The 17,094-nt window shown below is 73.6% G+C and carries 20 protein-coding genes; 13 read left to right on the forward strand and 7 right to left on the reverse strand.

Translation table 11 applies throughout. The annotated features are described in order from the left end of the window. The first annotated feature begins 60 nt into the window (after positions 1 to 60). The 5 genes from J3473_RS18810 to J3473_RS18830 are packed head-to-tail and all read left to right on the forward strand — an operon-like array spanning position 61 to position 4,966. On the forward strand, positions 61 to 828 hold the full coding sequence (locus J3473_RS18810; RefSeq protein WP_207025337.1) for an IclR family transcriptional regulator: 768 nt from the start codon (positions 61 to 63) through the stop codon (positions 826 to 828). Then, on the forward strand, positions 825 to 1,490 hold the full coding sequence (locus J3473_RS18815; RefSeq protein ID WP_207025338.1) for a corrinoid protein: 666 nt from the start codon (positions 825 to 827) through the stop codon (positions 1,488 to 1,490). The genes J3473_RS18810 and J3473_RS18815 overlap by 4 nt, the downstream gene beginning before the upstream one ends. Continuing rightward, entirely contained in the window at positions 1,487 to 2,380 is an 894-nt protein-coding gene (locus tag J3473_RS18820) for a methyltetrahydrofolate--corrinoid methyltransferase (RefSeq protein ID WP_030529605.1), read from the forward strand. The genes J3473_RS18815 and J3473_RS18820 overlap by 4 nt, the downstream gene beginning before the upstream one ends. Continuing rightward, positions 2,377 to 4,353 (forward strand): ASKHA domain-containing protein, encoded by a 1,977-nt coding sequence (locus tag J3473_RS18825; protein ID WP_207025339.1) that lies wholly within the window; start codon positions 2,377 to 2,379, stop codon positions 4,351 to 4,353. Before J3473_RS18820 ends, J3473_RS18825 begins: the two co-directional genes overlap by 4 nt. Positions 4,354 to 4,381: 28 nt before the next feature. After that, positions 4,382 to 4,966 carry a DUF1638 domain-containing protein gene (locus J3473_RS18830; RefSeq protein ID WP_207025340.1) on the forward strand — a complete coding sequence of 195 codons (585 nt, stop codon included), beginning with the start codon at positions 4,382 to 4,384 and terminating at the stop codon, positions 4,964 to 4,966. Here J3473_RS18830 and J3473_RS18835 read toward each other — a convergent pair. After that, positions 4,953 to 5,837 carry a homocysteine S-methyltransferase family protein gene (locus J3473_RS18835; protein WP_030529608.1) on the reverse strand — a complete coding sequence of 295 codons (885 nt, stop codon included), beginning with the start codon at positions 5,835 to 5,837 and terminating at the stop codon, positions 4,953 to 4,955. The genes J3473_RS18830 and J3473_RS18835 overlap by 14 nt on opposite strands. Positions 5,838 to 5,865: 28 nt before the next feature. After that, positions 5,866 to 6,732: a methylenetetrahydrofolate reductase gene (locus tag J3473_RS18840; RefSeq protein ID WP_030529609.1), complete on the reverse strand. Its 867-nt coding sequence runs from the start codon at positions 6,730 to 6,732 to the stop codon at positions 5,866 to 5,868. A gap of 101 nt (positions 6,733 to 6,833) precedes the next feature. On the opposite strand from J3473_RS18840, the gene J3473_RS18845 reads away from it, so the two are divergent. Then, a complete protein-coding gene (locus J3473_RS18845; protein ID WP_207025342.1) occupies positions 6,834 to 7,274 on the forward strand; it encodes a VOC family protein in 441 nt (146 codons plus the stop codon). A gap of 7 nt (positions 7,275 to 7,281) precedes the next feature. Here the strand turns inward: J3473_RS18845 and J3473_RS18850 are convergent, their stop codons facing one another. Next, the gene (locus tag J3473_RS18850; RefSeq protein ID WP_207025343.1) at positions 7,282 to 7,548 is read right to left on the reverse strand and encodes a hypothetical protein; all 267 of its coding nucleotides are present in this window, start codon (positions 7,546 to 7,548) and stop codon (positions 7,282 to 7,284) included. 76 nt (positions 7,549 to 7,624) lie between these two features. Here J3473_RS18850 and J3473_RS18855 point away from each other — a divergent pair, with 76 nt between their 5' ends. The 3 genes from J3473_RS18855 (at position 7,625) to J3473_RS18865 (ending at position 10,494) form a co-directional block, all read left to right on the forward strand. After that, positions 7,625 to 8,530, forward strand: a complete 906-nt coding sequence (locus tag J3473_RS18855) for a LysR family transcriptional regulator (protein WP_207025344.1) — start codon at positions 7,625 to 7,627, stop codon at positions 8,528 to 8,530. Positions 8,531 to 8,573: 43 nt separating this feature from the next. Further along, a complete protein-coding gene (locus J3473_RS18860; protein WP_207025345.1) occupies positions 8,574 to 9,347 on the forward strand; it encodes a ParA family protein in 774 nt (257 codons plus the stop codon). Between the two features lie 91 nt (positions 9,348 to 9,438). Beyond that, positions 9,439 to 10,494, forward strand: a complete 1,056-nt coding sequence (locus tag J3473_RS18865) for an NAD(P)-dependent alcohol dehydrogenase (RefSeq protein ID WP_207025346.1) — start codon at positions 9,439 to 9,441, stop codon at positions 10,492 to 10,494. A 78-nt stretch (positions 10,495 to 10,572) separates the two neighbouring features. Here J3473_RS18865 and J3473_RS18870 read toward each other — a convergent pair whose 3' ends face one another. Next, on the reverse strand, positions 10,573 to 12,117 hold the full coding sequence (locus tag J3473_RS18870; RefSeq protein WP_207025347.1) for a DEAD/DEAH box helicase: 1,545 nt from the start codon (positions 12,115 to 12,117) through the stop codon (positions 10,573 to 10,575). 185 nt (positions 12,118 to 12,302) lie between these two features. Between J3473_RS18870 and J3473_RS18875 the strand changes: the two genes are divergently transcribed. Beyond that, positions 12,303 to 12,971: a ferritin-like fold-containing protein gene (locus J3473_RS18875; protein WP_030529616.1), complete on the forward strand. Its 669-nt coding sequence runs from the start codon at positions 12,303 to 12,305 to the stop codon at positions 12,969 to 12,971. Between the two features lie 67 nt (positions 12,972 to 13,038). On the opposite strand, the gene J3473_RS18880 is transcribed toward J3473_RS18875, so the two are convergent. From J3473_RS18880 to J3473_RS18890, 3 genes are all read right to left on the reverse strand, one after another. Continuing rightward, positions 13,039 to 13,365, reverse strand: a complete 327-nt coding sequence (locus J3473_RS18880) for a GlsB/YeaQ/YmgE family stress response membrane protein (protein WP_242525966.1) — start codon at positions 13,363 to 13,365, stop codon at positions 13,039 to 13,041. A 148-nt stretch (positions 13,366 to 13,513) separates the two neighbouring features. Continuing rightward, complete coding sequence (locus tag J3473_RS18885; protein ID WP_030529618.1) at positions 13,514 to 13,738, reverse strand: DUF3107 domain-containing protein; 225 nt, start codon at positions 13,736 to 13,738, stop codon at positions 13,514 to 13,516. 133 nt (positions 13,739 to 13,871) lie between these two features. Continuing rightward, positions 13,872 to 14,492, reverse strand: a complete 621-nt coding sequence (locus J3473_RS18890) for a TetR/AcrR family transcriptional regulator (RefSeq protein WP_207025348.1) — start codon at positions 14,490 to 14,492, stop codon at positions 13,872 to 13,874. Between the two features lie 91 nt (positions 14,493 to 14,583). Between J3473_RS18890 and moeB the strand changes: the two genes are divergently transcribed. From moeB to J3473_RS18905, 3 genes are all read left to right on the forward strand, one after another. After that, entirely contained in the window at positions 14,584 to 15,780 is a 1,197-nt protein-coding gene (moeB, locus tag J3473_RS18895; RefSeq protein WP_207025349.1) for a molybdopterin-synthase adenylyltransferase MoeB, read from the forward strand. Between the two features lie 2 nt (positions 15,781 to 15,782). Further along, positions 15,783 to 16,220: a DUF1810 domain-containing protein gene (locus J3473_RS18900; RefSeq protein ID WP_207025350.1), complete on the forward strand. Its 438-nt coding sequence runs from the start codon at positions 15,783 to 15,785 to the stop codon at positions 16,218 to 16,220. Between the two features lie 131 nt (positions 16,221 to 16,351). Further along, complete coding sequence (locus J3473_RS18905) at positions 16,352 to 16,891, forward strand: shikimate kinase (protein ID WP_256437965.1); 540 nt, start codon at positions 16,352 to 16,354, stop codon at positions 16,889 to 16,891. Positions 16,892 to 17,094: the final 203 nt, after the last annotated feature.

Genomic DNA, 17,094 nt, shown 5'->3' on the forward strand with positions numbered 1-17,094 from the left:
CAAGGCCCACATCGTGAGCGGCGGCAGACGGTCGCCGCCGCCCTGCGAGAGGACCCCCCCGTGCCGACCCCGCCCCCGACCACCGGGACCCAGTCGATCGACCGGGCCGCCGACCTCGTCGCCCGGGTGGTCCACGCCGACGGGGGGCTGACGGCCGCGGCGCTCGCGGACTCGACGGGGCTCGCGCGCTCGACCACCTCGCGGCTGCTCGCGGCGCTGGAGCGGGCCGACCTGCTCGCGCGGGACGACACCGGCTCGTGGGCCCCCGGCCCGCTGTTCGACCTCTACGCGACCCGGCGCACCGGCGACGAGGTGCTCGCGGAGGTCGCCGGCCCGACGATGCGCGAGCTCGGCGAGATCACCGGCGAGACGGTGAACCTCGGTGTGCCGCGCCGGGGCACGGTCGTGCAGGTGGCGCAGGTCGACTCCTCGTACTACCTGGGCTCGCGCGACTGGGTCGGCACCGACGTGCCCGCCCACGCCTCCGCGCTCGGCAAGGTCCTCTACGCCCACGGCGCGCTGCCCGTGCCCACCGGCCCCCTCGACCCGCCGGCCCCGGACGCCGTGACCAGCGGCGCCGAGCTCGCCGCGCAGCTGCCCGGCATCCGCCGCGCCGGCTACGCGACGACCGTCGACGAGCTCGAGCCCGGGCTCACCGGTGTCGCGGCGCCGGTGCGCCACCGCGGGTCGGTCGTCGCCGCCCTCGGCATCTCCGGCCCGACGTCCCGCCTCGTCGGCGACCTCGCGTCGACCGGCGCCCTCGTCGCCACCCACGCCGCGGCCCTGTCCGCCCGGCTCGAGCACCACCCACACGAAGGAGCGGCATGACACCCGACGACATCCTCAAGGGCCTCTACGACGAGACGCTCGTCGGCAACGGCCCGGCGGTGCTCGACCTCACCCACCAGGCGCTCGGGATGCAGATGGCCCCCGGCACGCTGCTCTTCGACGCGCTCATCCCGGCGCTCGAGGAGGTCGGCGCGCGCTTCGAGCGCGGCGACTTCTTCGTGCCCGAGATGCTCATCGCCGGCCGGGCGATGGCCGGCTCGATGGAGGTGCTGCGCCCGCTGCTCGCCGACACCGGCGTCGAGACGATCGGCAAGTTCCTCATGGGCACGGTCAAGGGCGACGTCCACGACATCGGCAAGAACCTCGTCAACATCATGCTCGAGGGAGCCGGCTTCGAGGTGATCGACCTCGGGGTGCAGGTCGCCCCCGAGAAGTTCGTCGCCGCGATCGACGAGCACCAGCCGGACATCGTCGGCTTCTCGGCGTTCCTCACGACGACGATGCCGATGTTCAAGGCGAACATCAACGCCCTGGAGAAGGCGGGGATGCGCGACTCGGTCATCGTCATGGTCGGCGGCGCGCCGGTCACCCAGGAGTACGCCGACGCGGTCGGAGCCGACGGCTACGCCGCGGACGCCTCGGCCACGGTCAAGCGTGCCAAGGCCCTTCTCGCCGCGCGTCGTTCGCAGGTGCCCGCGTGAGCGCCCCGCTGCGGCACACCGTCCTCCGGTCGGCGACCAAGGAGGTCGTCATCGGCGCGGACAAGCCGTTCTGCGTCATCGGCGAGCGGATCAACCCGACCGGCCGGCCGGTCTTCCAGGCCGCGCTGCGCGAGGGCGACCTCTCGATCATCGCCAAGGACGTCGCGGCGCAGGTCGCGGGCGGCGCCGACGTGCTCGACATCAACATGGGCGTGCCGCTCACCGACGAGGCGGAGCTGCTGACCAAGGCGATCCAGCTCGTGCAGTCGCTGACCGACCTGCCGGTGTGCATCGACTCCTCGGTGGTCGAGGCGCTCGAGGCGGGCCTGTCGGTCTACCAAGGTCGCGCGCTCGTCAACTCGATCACCGCCGAGGACGACCGGATGGCGGCCATCCTGCCGCTCGTCAAGAAGTACGACGCCGCCATCGTCGCGCTGCCGAACGACGAGGACGAGATCCCGATGGAGGCCGAGAAGCGCCTCGCCCTCACCGAGAAGATCGTCCGGGTCGCGACGCAGGAGTACGGCATCGCGATCGAGGACATCGTCATCGACCCGCTCGCCATGCCGATCGGCGCCGACTCGACGGTAGGTCGGACGACGCTCGAGGTCATCCGTGGCATCCGCGAGCGGTGGGGCCTCAACACGACGTGCGGCGCCTCGAACGTCAGCTTCGGGATGCCGGGCCGGCACGCCATCAACGCGGCCTGGCTGCCGCTCGCGATGTCGGCGGGGATGACGAGCGCCATCATGGACGCGCGCACGCCGCACGTCGTCGACGCGGTGCGGGCCTCTGACCTCCTCCTCGGCAACGACGAGTGGGGCATGTCGTGGATCGGCGCGCACCGGGCCAGGCAGGCGGCGGAGGCCGCGGCCGCCGGAACGGCGTGACGGGCGAGCGCGGGCCGGACCAGCCCTTCGAGGACGTCGTCGAGGGCCTGCGACGCGAGGGGCTGCTCGAGCCGCCCGCACCGCTGACCCCCGACGTCGACGACACCGAGCTCGCCGGAGCCGGCCGGGTCACGTTGTCCTTCAGCCCGGCCGAGCGCGTCGTCCGTGTGCCGCCGGGGGTGTCGGTGTTCGACGCGGCGTCGTGGAACGGCATCGCCGTGGACTCGACCTGCGGCGGGCACGGGACCTGCCGCAAGTGCCGGGTCCGGCTCACCCGCGGCACGGCGCCGGTGACCCGGCACGACGGGCGGACCTTCACGGCCGACCAGATCCACGACGGCTGGCGCCTCGCGTGCCTCGTCCGCGCGACGCACGACCTCGACGTCGAGGTGCCGCCGCTCGTCACCCGGCCCAAGGCCTCGACCGTCGGCGTCGGCCGGCAGGTCATCCTGCGGCCGTCGGTGCAGAAGCGCTACGTCGAGCTGACCGAGCCGACGCTCGCCGACCAGCGCACCGACCTCGCGCGGCTGCGCGACGCCGTCGACGACCTCACCCTGAATCCCGACCTGTACGCGCTGCGCCGGCTGCCGGTCGTGCTGCGGCAGAACGACTTCAAGGTGACGGCGGTCGTCGTCGACGAGACGCTGGTCGACGTCGAGCCCGGTGACACGACGGGGCGGCGGCACGCCATCGCCTACGACCTCGGCACGACGACGGTCGTCGCGACGCTGCTCGACCTCGAGACGGGGACGCCGGTCGCGGTGTCGTCGGTGCTCAACCGGCAGCAGCCGTTCGGCGGCGACGTCATCACCCGGATCAGCGCGACGATGATGGACCCGCAGGCGCTGCCCCGCCTCACCGCGCTCGCCCGCGAGACCCTCGCCGGGCTCGCCGCCGAGGTGTGCGAGGAGGGCGGCGTCGACCCGGCCGGCGTCTACGAGGTGGCCCTCGCCGGCAACGCGACGATGACCGCGCTCCTGCTCGGCGTCGACCCCGAGCCGCTGGGCGTCGCGCCCTTCGTCCAGGCGACCGCCGACTGGCCGGTGCTGCTGGCGTCCGACCTCGGGCTCACGCTGCACCCGGGCGCGCGCGCCGTCGTCTTCCCGGCCCTCGGTGCCTACGTCGGCGGCGACATCGTCGCCGGGATGCTCGCCAGCGGCCTCGACCGCGACAAGCGGGTCCGGCTGTTCGTCGACGTCGGCACGAACTGCGAGATCGCGCTGACCGACGGTGAGCGCATCGTCACGACCGCCGCACCCGCCGGGCCGGCGTTCGAGGGCGGCGCCATCCGCTGCGGGATGCGCGCGGCCGACGGGGCGGTGGAGGTCGTCCGGCTCGACCCCGAGGCGGAAGACCCCTCGCTCGCGGTCGCGCTCGGGGTCATCGGCGACGTCGAGGCCCGCGGGGTGTGCGGGTCGGGGCTCGTCGACGCGGTCGCCGAGCTCGCCCGCGTCGGCCTGCTCGACTCCTCGGGCCGGTTCGTCACCGACGAGCGCGCCGCCGAGCTCGCGCCGGTGCTCGCCGACCGGATGGCGACGGTGCGCGAGGGGGAGCGGGTCTTCGTCCTGCACCGGCACTCCGCCGACGCGCCCGTCGAGGAGTCGGTCTACCTCTCGCAGAGGGACGTCCGCGAGCTGCAGTTCGCGAAGGCGGCCATCTCGACCGGCTGGTCGCTGCTGCTCGAGGAGCTCGGGCTCGAGGCGTCCGAGGTGCAGCAGGTGCTGCTCGCCGGCTCGTTCGGGTCCTACCTCTCGCCGTCGTCCGCGGTCCGCATCGGGCTCGTGCCGAAGCTGTCGGTGCTGCGCATCGTCTCGGCCGGCAACGTCGCGGGGGAGGGCGCGAAGATGGTGCTGCTGTCGGCCCGGGAGCGGGCCGGTGCCGACGCGCTGCTCGAGGAGGTGCGCTATGTCGAGCTCTCGGACCGCCCCGACTTCAACGACCGCTTCGTCGACCAGCTCGCCTTCCCCGTCTGAGGGGCGCGACCCGGGGCGCGTCGCCCTCGTGGCCTGCGGGGCCATCGCGCAGCCGGCGGCCGAGGCGGCGGCCCGTCACGGGTGGCCGCTCGACGTCCATCCCTTGCCACCGTTGCTGCACAACCGGCCCGAGCGCATCGCGCCGGCGGTGGCCGAGGCCGTCGCGGACCGGAGGTCGAGGTACGACCGCGTCGTCGTCGGGTACGCCGACTGCGGCACCTACGGGGCACTCGACGCGGCCTGCCGCGAGCTCGGGGTGGAGCGGCTCCCGGGGCTGCACTGCTACGACCTGTTCGCGGGACCGGCGACCGTGGAGGCGCTGTCCGCGGAGGAGCCCGGCACCTACCTGCTCACCGACTTCCTCGTGCGGTCCTTCGCGCGGACGGTCGTGCGCGAGCTGGGGCTCGACCGCCATCCCGAGCTGCGCGACGACTACTTCCGCCACTACGCGCGCGTCGTCTGGCTCGTGCAGACGCGGGACCCCGCGGAGCAGGCGGAGCTGCGCGGGCTCGCCCAGGAGGCCGCGGAGTCCATCGGCCTGCCGCTCACGGTGCGGCACACCGGGTCCGGCGGGCTCGAGGCCGCCCTGGCCGCGCTGGTCAGCCCGCGGTGAGCGCGGCGGCCATCGCCCGCAGGTGCGCGGGCGAGGAGCCGCAGCACGCGCCGACGACGTCGATGCCGAGGTCGCGCAGCTCGCGCGCGTGGTCCGCCATCGCCTCGGGCCCGACGGTGTAGACGAAGCGGTCGCCGTCGAGCTCCGGCAGCCCGGCGTTGGACTGGGCGACGAGCAGCACCCCGTCCGGCCGCGCGGCCACGAGCTGCTCGGCGATGGTGCGCATCTCGTCCGGGCCGCGGCCGCAGTTGGCGCCGACCGCGTCGACGCCGTCCGCGGCGAGGGCGGCCACGGCGGCGGCCGGGGTCACGCCCATCATCGTGCGCAGGTTGGTGTCGAACGACAGCGTGACGACGAGGGGCAGCTCGGGGGCCTCGGCGCGGGCGGCGGCGACGGCGGCGCGTGCCTCCTCGAGGTCGCTCATCGTCTCGACGAGGAGCAGGTCGGCGCCGCCGTCGCGCAGGCCGCGGACCTGCTCGGCGAAGAGCTCGCGGGCGGCCTCGGGGGTCAGGGCGCCGAGCGGCTCGAGGAGCTCGCCGGTGGGGCCGATGTCTCCGGCGACGAGGGCGTCGTGGCGGCGGGCGACGGTGGCGCACAGGGCGGCCGCGGCGCGGTTGACCTCCTCGGCCTGCCCGGCGAGGCCGTGCTGGGCCAGCCGCGGCTCGGTGGCGCCGAAGGTGTTCGTCGTGAGCAGGCGGGCGCCGGCCACCGCGTACTCCTCGTGGAGGGCGGCCACCGCGTCGGGGTTCGTGAGGTTCCACGACTCGGCGCACTCGCCCATCGGCAGCCCCCGCTCCTGGAGCAGCCAGCCGTAGCCGCCGTCGGCGATGGCCGGGCGCCCGGCGAGGAGGGTGGTGAGTCGGTTGGTCACGTCGACCACGGTAGCGACTGTGCGGCGGTCATCCCGGCGGTCTGACCCGGGCGGACACGGCCTCGTCGAGCATCCGCCGTCGCCACGACTCGATGACCGCCACCTGGTTGAACGTGAAGACGTGCAGGCCCTCGATGTCGAGCGCGGGGTTGGCGGCGAGCGCGGCGACCCGGCTGACGAAGCGGTCGGTCGAGAAGCCGGGGGAGGCGATGCGGGCGAAGACCGACTTCTGCTTGCGCAGGAAGCGCAGCGACTCGCCGACGCCGATCTTCGTCGCCATGCCGAGCAGCTTGGTGCGGTCGACCGGCCCGGGGACCCCGACGAGGATCGGCAGGGTGACCCCGCGGCGGCGGACGCGCTCGGTCCAGGTGCCGAGGTGCTCGGCGTCGAAGGTCATGTTGGACACGACGTGGGTGGCGTAGCGGCGCTTGTCCCACATCGACTGGACGGTGACGTCGTCGTCGATGCTCGGGTGCGACTCGGGGTAGCCGGTGATGCCGACGTGGGTGAAGGGGTGCTCGAGCGCGGCGAGGTCCTGGAGGAGGTCGAGGGCGGAGGTGTAGTCGCCGGCCGGGGGGTCGGCGTCGCCGCCGGGGACGAACACCGCGGTCACCCCGGCCTCGGCCAGCCGGGAGACGACGTCCTCGAGCTCGGCGCGGCCGGTGACCATGCGCGCGGCGAGGTGCGGGACGACCCGGTAGCCGGCGGTCGCGAGGGCGACGGAGGTGTCGAGGGTGGCGGCCAGGCCCTTGCTCGGGGCGGCGGTCACGGTGACGGTGAGGGTGGGGGGCACGTGCTCGAGGACGGCCTCGGTGATCGAGGGAGTGGGCATCACCTCGTAGCGCGCCCCCTCGAGGAGGTGGGCGAGGGCCACGGTGGGGAGTTCGTTGCTCATCGTGCAACCCGTCTCGTCATACGCACCGACGGGAGCCAGCGTAGGGGTGGGGGTGCCTCGGGCGCCAGAGCCGTGTCGGGTGGTGGTGGCAGGCTGCCGGGATGGAGCAGCGCATCTCGTTCGTCACCCTGGCCGTTGCCGACCTCGCGACCTCGCGGCGCTTCTACGTCGACGGGCTCGGGTGGGCGCCCGAGCTGGAGGTCGACGGCGAGGTCGTGATGTTCCCGGCGGGGGAGCGGCTCGTGCTCTCGCTCTGGGACCGGGCGCACTTCGAGGCCGAGGTCGGCGGCGTCACGGTGAGTGGGCCCGGCCTGCTGCCGCTCACGCTGTCGCACAACGTCGAGACGCCGGCCCTCGTCGACGAGGTGCTGGCGCTCGCCGCGGCGGCCGGGGCGCCGGTCGGGACGGGGGTCGAGCGGGAGTGGGGTGGCTACTCCGGCTACTTCGCCGACCCCGACGGCGTGCGCTGGGAGGTCGCCTGGAACCCGGGCCCGATCGGCCGCCGGGTCGTCCCGGGCACGGAGCCCGTCGTCCCGGGCTGAGGGGCGGTCAGAGACCGGCGGCGCGGCGGACCGGCGACTGGGTGCCGTAGTACGCCTGCAGGTTCTCCTGGAGGATGGAGCGGATGAGCGGGGCCTCCTCGGTCGCGATGCCCTGCGCCTCCTGGGTGTCCACGGCGACGAGGAGGTCCTCGATCTCGTGGGGGGTCCGGTAGTGCGAGAGGTCCTCGCGCAGCCGGCGGACCGCGGCGCGCTGCTCGCGGCGCTCACGGAGCTCGTCCTTGACGGTGGTCCAGAGTGCGGTGGTGTTCGTCATGCATCCAGTGTGCGAGCGACGCCATCCATGCGTCCAATGAAAACGACGCAAGCTACACATGACGTATCGTCATGGGATGGACACCGAGTCGCTGCGCTGGTTCCAGCTCGTCGCCGACGGCTACACGGTCACCGAGGTGAGCGACGTCTTCGGCGTCAGCCAGTCGGGGGTCTCGCGCGCGCTGGCCCGGCTCGAGGACGAGGTCGGCACCCCGCTCCTGCACCGGCAGGGCCGGGTCCTGCGGATGACCTACGCCGGCTCGGCGTTCAAGCGCCACGTCGACGCCCTCGTCAACAACCTCGACGACGGCCTCGCCGCGGTCGGCGAGATCGTCGACCCCGAGAGCGGCGTCGTCACCCTCGCCTACCCGCTGAGCCTCGGCAGCTGGCTCGTCCCCGGCCTCGTCGGGGCCTTCCGCGAGCAGCACCCTCGGGTCCGGGTTGTCATCGAGCGCACCGCGGTCGGCGAGGATGGGCGCATCTCCACCCAGCTCGCGACCCGCCGCGCCGACCTCGAGCTGACCGCCGCCCGCGTCGCCGGCCAGGGCGTCGTGTGGCAGCACGTCCTCGACGAGCCCTTCGTCCTCGCCGTCTCCACCGACCATCCGCTCGCCGGCCGCTCCGAGGTCGCCCTCGCCGAGGTCGCCGGGGAGCCGTTCGTCCTGCGCGCCCCACCGTCGGGGATGCGCCAGCAGACGCTCGACCTCTGCCGGGCCGCCGGCTTCATCCCCGCCGTCGCGATGGAGGCCGAGGACCTGCCGACCATCCGCGGCTTCGTCGCGGCCGGTCTCGGGGTCTCCGTCGTCCCCGCGCAGGGCCTCTCCGTGCCGGCGACCTTCGCTCGCACCCGGCTCCTGCCCCTGACCGACGTCGGCGCGCACCGCGAGGTCGGGCTCGCGTGGGTCGACGGGCGCCCCCTCCTGCCGTCGGCCGAGGCGTTCCGCCGCTTCGTCCTCGCGTCCGGGCGCCGCCGCGCCGGATGAGAGGATCGGGCCGTCCCCGACGACGATCCGAAAGGGCCGCCCCATGGCGCCGAAGCGCAAGGCCACGATCATCGCCCTCGCCAACCAGAAGGGCGGGGTCGCCAAGACGACGTCCGTCGCCTCGCTCGGCGCCGCGTTCGCCGAGGTCGGCAAGCGGGTGCTGCTCGTCGACCTCGACCCCCAGGCCTGCCTGACCTTCAGCCTCGGCGTCGACCCCGACACCGTCGAGTCCTCCGTCCACGACGTCCTCCTCGGCGCCGCCGAGCTCGCCGACGTCGTCCAGACCTGCGCCGACGGTGTCGACCTCGTCCCCAGCTCGATCGAGCTCGCCGGCGCGGAGGCCGTCCTCCTCGGCCGGCCGGCGCGCGAGTACGTGCTCCAGGGCGCCCTCGACACCGTCCGCAAGGACTACGACGTCATCCTGCTCGACTGCTCGCCGAGCCTCGGCGTGCTCACCCTCAACGCGCTGACCGCCGCGCAGGGGCTCGTCGTGCCCATGCCCTGCGAGATGCTCAGCCACCGCGGCGTCGGCCAGCTGCTCGACACCGTCGCCGACGTCAAGAAGATCCTCAACAAGAAGCTGCGCGTCATCGGCATCCTCCCGACGCTGTACGACGGCCGCAGCACCCACGCGCGCGAGGTCCTCGAGGACGTCGGCCAGCGCTACGGCCTGCCGGTGCTCAGCCCCCCGATCCCCAAGACCGTGCGCTTCGCCGAGGCCCCGGCCGTCGGCCGCTCGATCCTCTCGACGGCGCGCTCGAGCAAGGGCGCCACGGCCTACCGCGAGGTCGCGGCGGGGCTGCTCGAGATGCTCTGACCGTATTCCCCGAGCGGCGGTGAGATCGCTCATCGTCGAATGTTTGTCCAGAGTTTGACCGCGGGTGGGGGAGGCGTCCTAGCCTGCTGGGATGACGACAACCACCCCTGCACTCATCGCCGACTCCGCGACCTCCGGCTTCCGCCAGGGCACCATCGAGCGGCGCGACCTGCGACCGGACGACATCCGCATCGCCATCGCCTTCGCCGGCATCTGCCACTCCGACATCCACACCGCCCGTGAGGAGTGGGGCCCCGCCCACTTCCCCCTGACCGTCGGCCACGAGATCGCCGGGACGGTCGTCGAGGTCGGCTCCGACGTCACCCGCCACTCGGTCGGTGACCGCGTCGGCGTCGGCTGCCTCGTCGACTCCTGCGGCGAGTGCGAGCAGTGCAAGGACGGCATGGAGCAGTTCTGCGTCAAGCCCTCCGTCGGCACGTACAACGCCCAGGGCTACGACGGCGAGTGGACGATGGGCGGCTACGCCCAGGAGGTCGTCGTCTCGGAGCGCTTCGTCCTGCGCATTCCCGACGGCATCGAGCTCGACGTCGCCGCCCCGCTGCTCTGCGCCGGCATCACGACCTACTCGCCGCTGCACCGCTGGGGCGCCGGCACGGGCAAGCAGGTCGCCATCGTCGGTGTCGGCGGCCTCGGCCACATGGGCGTCAAGATCGCCGCGGCGATGGGCGCGACCGTCACGACCATCTCGCGCAGCGACGCGAAGGCCGCGGACGCCATCGGCCTCGGCGCCACCGCGCACATCGCCTCGAAGGACGAGGAGGCGATGGAGGCCGCCAAGGGCACCTTCGACATCATCCTCAACACGGTGAGCGCCGACATCCCGATCGCCGACTACGTCGCGCTGCTCAAGCCGGCCGGTGTCGTCGTCAACGTCGGCCTCCCGCCGGCCCCCTACGAGATCCCGCCGGGCGCCCTCATCGGTGGCAACCGCGCGGTGGCCGGCTCGCAGATCGGTGGCATCGCCGAGACCCAGGAGATGCTCGACTTCTGCGCCGAGCACGGCATCGCCGCGACGATCGAGGTCGTCGACGCCGCCGACGTCGACGCCGTCTGGGACCGCGTCGTCGACGGTGACGTCCGCTACCGCGCCGTCATCGACACGAGCACCATCACCCCGCAGGTCTGACCCGGTCCACCCCGCGCGAGAGGGGCCGCGTCCCACCCGGGATGCGGCCCCTCTCGTCGTGCGTGGGGAGGTGCGGGCTCAGCCCTGCGCGCCCTCGCCGGCCGGCTTGCCGCCCTGGGTGCGGCGGCGGTTGCGGCTGCGCCGGGGGCGCTCGCCGCCCTCGGTCGGGCGGTCGGACGAGCGACCCTCACCGCGGCCGCCGTCACGCCCGCCACGGCCGGAGTCACGCCCGCCGTCACGGCCTGCGCGACCACCGTCGCGACCGCTGCGGCCACCACGACCACCGGACTTGCCGGTCTCGCCGAGGTCCTCGAGCACCTCGGCGTCCAGGCCCTCGCGGGTGCGCTTCGCACGCGGCAGGCGGCCCTTGGTCCCCTCGGGGATCGCGAGGTCGGTGTAGAGGTGCGGCGAGGAGGAGTAGGTCTCGACCGGCTCGGGGATGCCGAGGTCGAGCACGCGGTTGATCATCCCCCAGCGGTGCAGGTCGTCCCAGTCGACGAAGGTGACCGCGGTGCCGGTGTTGCCGGCGCGGGCGGTGCGCCCGATGCGGTGCAGGTAGGTCTTCTCGTCCTCGGGGCACTGGTAGTTGATGACGTGCGTGACGTTCTCGACGTCGATGCCACGGGCCGCGACGTCGGTGGCGACGAGGATGTCGACCTTGCCGTTGCGGAACGCGCGCAGCGCCTGCTCGCGCGCGCCCTGGCCGAGGTCACCGTGGATGGACGCGGCCGCGAAGCCGCGCTCGACGAGCTCGTCGGCGACCTTGGCGGCGGTGCGCTTGGTGCGGCTGAAGACGATGGTCAGACCCCGGCCCTCGGCCTGCAGCATGCGCGCGAGCATCTCGACCTTGTCCATCGCGTGCGCGCGGTAGACGTGCTGCTCCACGGCCTTGACCGTGTGCGCGTTCTCCTGGTCGTCGCCCATCGCGCGGATGTGCGTCGGCTGGTTCATGTAGCGGCGGGCCAGGGTGACGACGGCGCCCGGCATGGTCGCCGAGAAGAGCATCGTCTGGCGGCCGGCCGGCGTCATCGCGAGGATCTTCTCGACATCGGGGAGGAAGCCGAGGTCGAGCATCTCGTCGGCCTCGTCGAGGACGACGATGCGCGCGTGGCCGAGGTCGAGGTGGCCCTGCTGGGCGAGGTCGATGAGGCGGCCCGGGGTGCCGACGACGACCTCGACGCCCCGCTTGAGCGCCTCGACCTGGGGCTCGTAGGCCCGGCCGCCGTAGACGGTGAGGACGCGGATGCCGCGCTTCGCGCCGGCGCGCTCGAGGTCGCCGGCCACCTGGACGGCGAGCTCGCGGGTCGGGGCGACGGCGAGGGCCTGCGGCTTGCCCGCGGCCGGAAGGCCGGCGAACGCGTCGTCACCGGGGGCGACGACGCGGTTGAGGATCGGGATGCCGAAGCCGAGGGTCTTGCCCGTGCCGGTCTTGGCCTGGCCGATGATGTCGTGGCCGCCGAGCGCGACCGGCAGCGTCATCGCCTGGATGGGGAAGGGGCTCGTGATGCCGTGCCCGGCCAGCGCCGCGACGATGTCGGGGTGGATCGGGAAGTCCGAGAAGCTCGGGGTCGGCTCGGTCGGGGCGGCCTGCGGTTCGGCCTGGGCGTCGGTGACGTCGGTCATGGACTCTCTTCTTCGGTCGGCGGGCGCGCGGGGCGCACCAGCGCAGAGGCTGCGGGCCGATCGGAGGTCATCGGGGGCGGTCGCGGCGTCCGGGGACACCGGGCGTCCGCCCATCAAGGTCACTACACGGGTGCGAGCCGACCGGGCACCGTGGTCGCCGCCACTCTACCGTTAGGCTCCGACGCATGGACGCGGACGGGGCGCAGGAGCACGGCTACGACGCCGCCGTCGTCGACCTCCTCGGGGTGCTGGCCTACGGCGAGCTGACCGCCTTCATGCGGATGGCGGCCGACTGCGACCTCGCCCCGACGCTCTCGCTGAAGTCCCGGATGGGACGCCTCGCGACGACCGACTTCCAGCACTACGAGCGTCTCAGCGCGCACCTCGCGGGCCTGGGCGTCGACCCGGAGGCGGCGATGGCGCCCTTCGTCGCGCCGTTCTCCGCCTTCCACGAGCGCACCCGTCCCCGGGGGTGGCTCGAGGGCCTCGTCAAGGCGTACGTCGGCGAGGGCATCGCCAAGGACTTCTACCGCGAGATGTCGGCGTTCGTCGACGAGGAGACGCGCGGCGTGATGCAGGACGCCCTCGACGACGGCGGGCACGCGGAGTTCGTCGTCCAGATCGTCCGCGACAGCATCCGCACCGACCGCACGGCCGCGGGCCGACTCGCCCTGTGGGGGCGACGGCTGCTCGGCGAGGCGCTCTCGCAGGCCCAGGCCGTGGCCGTCGAGCGCGACGCGATGGCGGCGCTGCTCGTCGGGGGAGGGCTCGACCTCGGCGAGGTCGGTCGGATGTTCACCCGGCTCACCGAGAACCACCAGAAGCGGATGGCCCGGATGGGTCTGGAGGCCTGAGCGGCCCCTCCTGCGCACGACGACGGCCCCCGCCACGAGGCGGGGGCCGTCGTCGTGCGGGTGTCGGTCAGGCGCGGGTGCGGGGGGCGCCGCCGCGGGAGGCCATGACGCGCTCGTAGATCACCACGAGGACGGCCGCGACGATGACGGAGATGACCCAGCGCAGCCAGTCGATGCCACCGGTGGTGCAGACGCCGATCTGGGCGGAGAGCCAGTAGCCGATGAGGGCGCCGACGATGCCGATGACGACGGTGACGACCATGCTGATCGCCTGCCGGCCGGGGAGGACGAGGCGGGCGAGGACGCCGATGACGGCGCCGAAGATGATGGTGCCGATCCATCCGCCGACGCCCGACGGGGCGCAGCTGGCGGCCATGGGAAGGAGCTCGGTCATGCGGTTCTCCCGTTCCGGGCCCGAGGGCCCCGTCACTCGTGCCCGGATCTCGGGCACGACGCGACGCTAGACCTTGGACGAAGATTCGTCAAACCTTCGACAGGATGGGTCGGAACGAGGGATCGGCGCAGGTCAGCGCCGGTGAGCGTCAGATGCCGAAGCCGACCTTGCCCTTGTCGGTCTCGCCGACCTGGATCCAACCGACCGAGCGACCCGGCACGAGGACCGTGCGGCCCTTGGTGTCGGTGAGGCGCAGGATCCCCTCCGGGGTGGCGAGGGCGGCGTCGACGGCCGCGGCGACCTCGTCCGCGTCGGCGTTCGTCTCGAGGCTGAGCTCGCGGGCGACGTTCTGGACACCGATGGTGACCTCCACGGGGCACGCACCTTTCGTCGGTCTCGCGGGCCTTGGCCCGCTCGGATGGGTACTCGCGCTCAGGCTAACCCGCGACGCGTCGGGGCTGTTCCGGTGCTCGGGCGTGTTCGCCGAGGGCGCAGCGCAGCGGTCGTCAGGACCCGACCTTCGGGAAGGAGCCGAGCCCGCGCCAGGCGAGCGTGCTGATCGTGGCGGCGGCCTCGGCCTCGGGGATGTCGCCGTCCTGGGCCAGCCAGTGCCGGGCCGCCACCTGGGCCATCCCGGCGAGGGCGGAGCCGAGGAGGAGCGCCCGCTCGTCGTCCGCACCGGTGTCCTCGGCGATGACCTCGGCGATCGCCTCGGCGCAGGCGAGCTCGACGGCGTCGAGCCGCGAGCGGACCTGCGGGACGCTCGTGAGGTCGGACTCGAAGACCATGCGGAAGGCGGCGTCCTCGCGCGTCACGAAGTCGAAGTAGGCGGCGACCGTCGCGCGGACGCGGGCCTCGTTGTCGCCGGCGTCGGTCCCGAGCGCCCGGCGCACGAGCTGCTCGAGGGTGTCGCAGTGGGTGTCGAGGAGGGCCAGGTAGAGGTCGAGCTTGCCCGGGAAGTGCTGGTAGAGGACGGGCTTGGAGACGCCGGCGCGGTCGGCGATCTCGTCCATCGCGGCCGCGTGGTAGCCGGACTGGACGAACACGGCCTGGGCGGCCTCGAGCAGCTGGGCGCGGCGCTCGCTGCGCGGCATCCGCGAGCTGCGAGGGGTCGTGGTGCTGGTCATGGGGTCCTCCGGTCGTGGCGTCGCGCGTCATCCTACGGACGGGTAGGTCGTGGCCGGGGGCTGTGCCCCGCGCCGGTGTTAGGTTCGCCGCATGGCGCGTCCTCCGCTGGTGCCGCCCGGGCCCGAGCTCACCGCCGCCGAGCGGACCCGCTTCGCCCGCCACCTCCTCCTGCCCGACCTCGGGCTCGACGGCCAGCGCCGCCTGCGCGCCGCGCGCGTGCTCGTCGTCGGTGCCGGGGGGCTGGGGTCGCCCGCGCTGCTCTACCTCGCCGCGGCGGGGGTCGGCACGATCGGGGTCGTCGACGACGACGTCGTCGAGTCGACCAACCTCCAGCGCCAGGTGGTGCACGGTGTGGACGACGTCGGTCGCGCCAAGGTCGACTCCGCCGCGGACGCCGTGGCGGCGATCTCGCCCGACACGGTCGTCGTGCGGCACCGCGAGCGGCTCGACGCCGTGACGGCGATGGAGGTCCTCGCGGACTACGACCTCGTCCTCGACGGCGCCGACAACTTCCCGACGCGCTACCTCGTCGGCGACGCGTGCGCCCGGCTCGGCATCCCGCACGTCTGGGGGTCGGTCTACCGGTTCGACGGGCAGGTGTCGGTGTGGTGGGCCGGCGAAGGCCCCTGCTACGCCTGCGTCTTCCCGCAGCAACCGCCGCCGGACGCCGTGCCCTCGTGCGCGGTCGGCGGGGTGCTCGGCGCGGTGTGCGCGTCGGTGGGGTCCGTCATGGCGACCGAGGCGGTCAAGCTCGTCACGGGGTCGGGGGAGGTGCTCGTCGGCCGGCTGCTCGTCCACGACGCGCTGCGCCAGACGTGGGACGCGGTGCCGGTCCGGCGCGATCCGGGCTGCGCGGTGTGCGGCGCGGCGGCCGACGCGACGCGTCCGCTCGGGTGGGCGACGGAGCGTGAGGATGCCTGTGCTGCAGGCGATCCGGTGGGCGACGGCTCGGTGGGCCGTCCCGAGGTCGGGGTCGAGGAGCTCGCCCGGCTGCTCGCCGAGCGTGACGCGGGGCGGGCCGACTTCGTCCTGCTCGACGTCCGCGAACCGGGGGAGCGCGACGTCGCGGCCATCCCGGGCTCGGTGCTGCTGCCGGTCGGTGAGGTGCGTGCCGGGGCGTCCGTGCCCGGGGGTGACGGGCGCCGGGTCGTCGTGCACTGCAAGGCCGGTGGGCGCTCGGCGGAGGCCGTGGACCTGCTGCGGGCCCGCGGCGTCGACGCGTGGGACGTGCCCGGCGGCATCCTCGCGTGGTCGCGCGACGTCGACCCGTCGGTGCCGGGGTACTGACGGTGGCCGGCGACGGTGCGGACGGCCTGTGGCGGTTCGTCGCGGCCCAGGACTCGGGCGGGACGTACGCCGCCGCGCTGGCCGAGCTGCGCGCCGGACGGAAGCGCTCGCACTGGATGTGGTTGGTCCTGCCCCAGGTGGCCGGGCTCGGACGCAGCGCGACGGCGCAGCACTACGGCGTGCGCGGCGTGGGGGAGGCCCGCGAGTACCTCGCCCACCCGGTGCTGGGGCCGCGGCTGCACGAGTGCGTCGAGGCCCTGCTCGCGCTGCCGGGGTCGGACGCCGAGGCGGTGCTCGGCGGCATCGACGCCGTCAAGCTGCGCTCCTCGATGACCCTGTTCGCGGTCGCTTCCGGTCCGGGAGAGGACGCGCCGTTCCGGGCGGTGCTCGATCGGTACTTCGAAGGTGCCGACGACCCCGAGACGCTGCGCCTCCTCTGATCCGGCGGGGTTCTCGTGCACGGTGGTCGGCGAAGGGTGGTCTTGGTGGCACTTCGGCCGTGGCCCGAGCGACGTCGAGTGAGGACGCGATGAGTGGACAGCCGACCGGGGGAGCGCCCTGGATGGTGCTGATGGGGCCGGCCGGAGCGGGGAAGACGACCGTGGGTCGAGAGGTCGCGTCGATGACGGACCGGCCGTTCGTCGACCTGGACGAGATCGCGGACCGGTACTACGCGGAGGTGGGATGGAGCCTCACGAGGCTCCGGGCCCGCATCGCCGCCGTCGGACGTCGCGCCGCCGAGACCGAGTGGGAGCCTGCTCGAGCGCACGCCGTGCCTCGTGCCGTCGCCGATCACCCGGGGTCCGTCCTCGCGCTGGGCGCCGGTCACACCAGCTACGCGGACGCCGGACAGCTGGCCACCGTCCGCGCTGCACTGAGCCGCTCGCCGGACGTCGTCCGACTGCTGCCCTCGACGGACCGCGCCACGTCCTTGGACGTGCTGCGGCAGCGCTGCCTGACGGGCAAGGACCGATCCTGGATCATCGACGGGCACGACTTCCTGGCCCAGTGGCTCGACGACCCCGGTGCGGATCTTCTCCCGACCCGGACCGTCCACACCTCCGACGAGACGGTCGCCGGCACCGCAAGGTTGCTGATCCGAGGCGGCTGATCGCGTGTGGTGGCGTCGCAGCCGACCCGTTGTGCCTTCGTCCGATCTCGTTCTACCCGAGATCCTTTCATTGTCCACAGCAGCGTCGTGACCCTTGTCTGTCGAACACGTGTTCGGTACACTGAGGCATGGACACCGAGACCCTCTCCCGCCGCATCGCGGGGCTACGCGAGGAGTGCGCGCGGCTGGGGGCCGAGCTGGTC

It is taken from the genome of Phycicoccus sp. DTK01 (genome assembly GCF_017312765.1).
GTDB lineage: Bacteria > Actinomycetota > Actinomycetes > Actinomycetales > Dermatophilaceae > Phycicoccus > Phycicoccus jejuensis.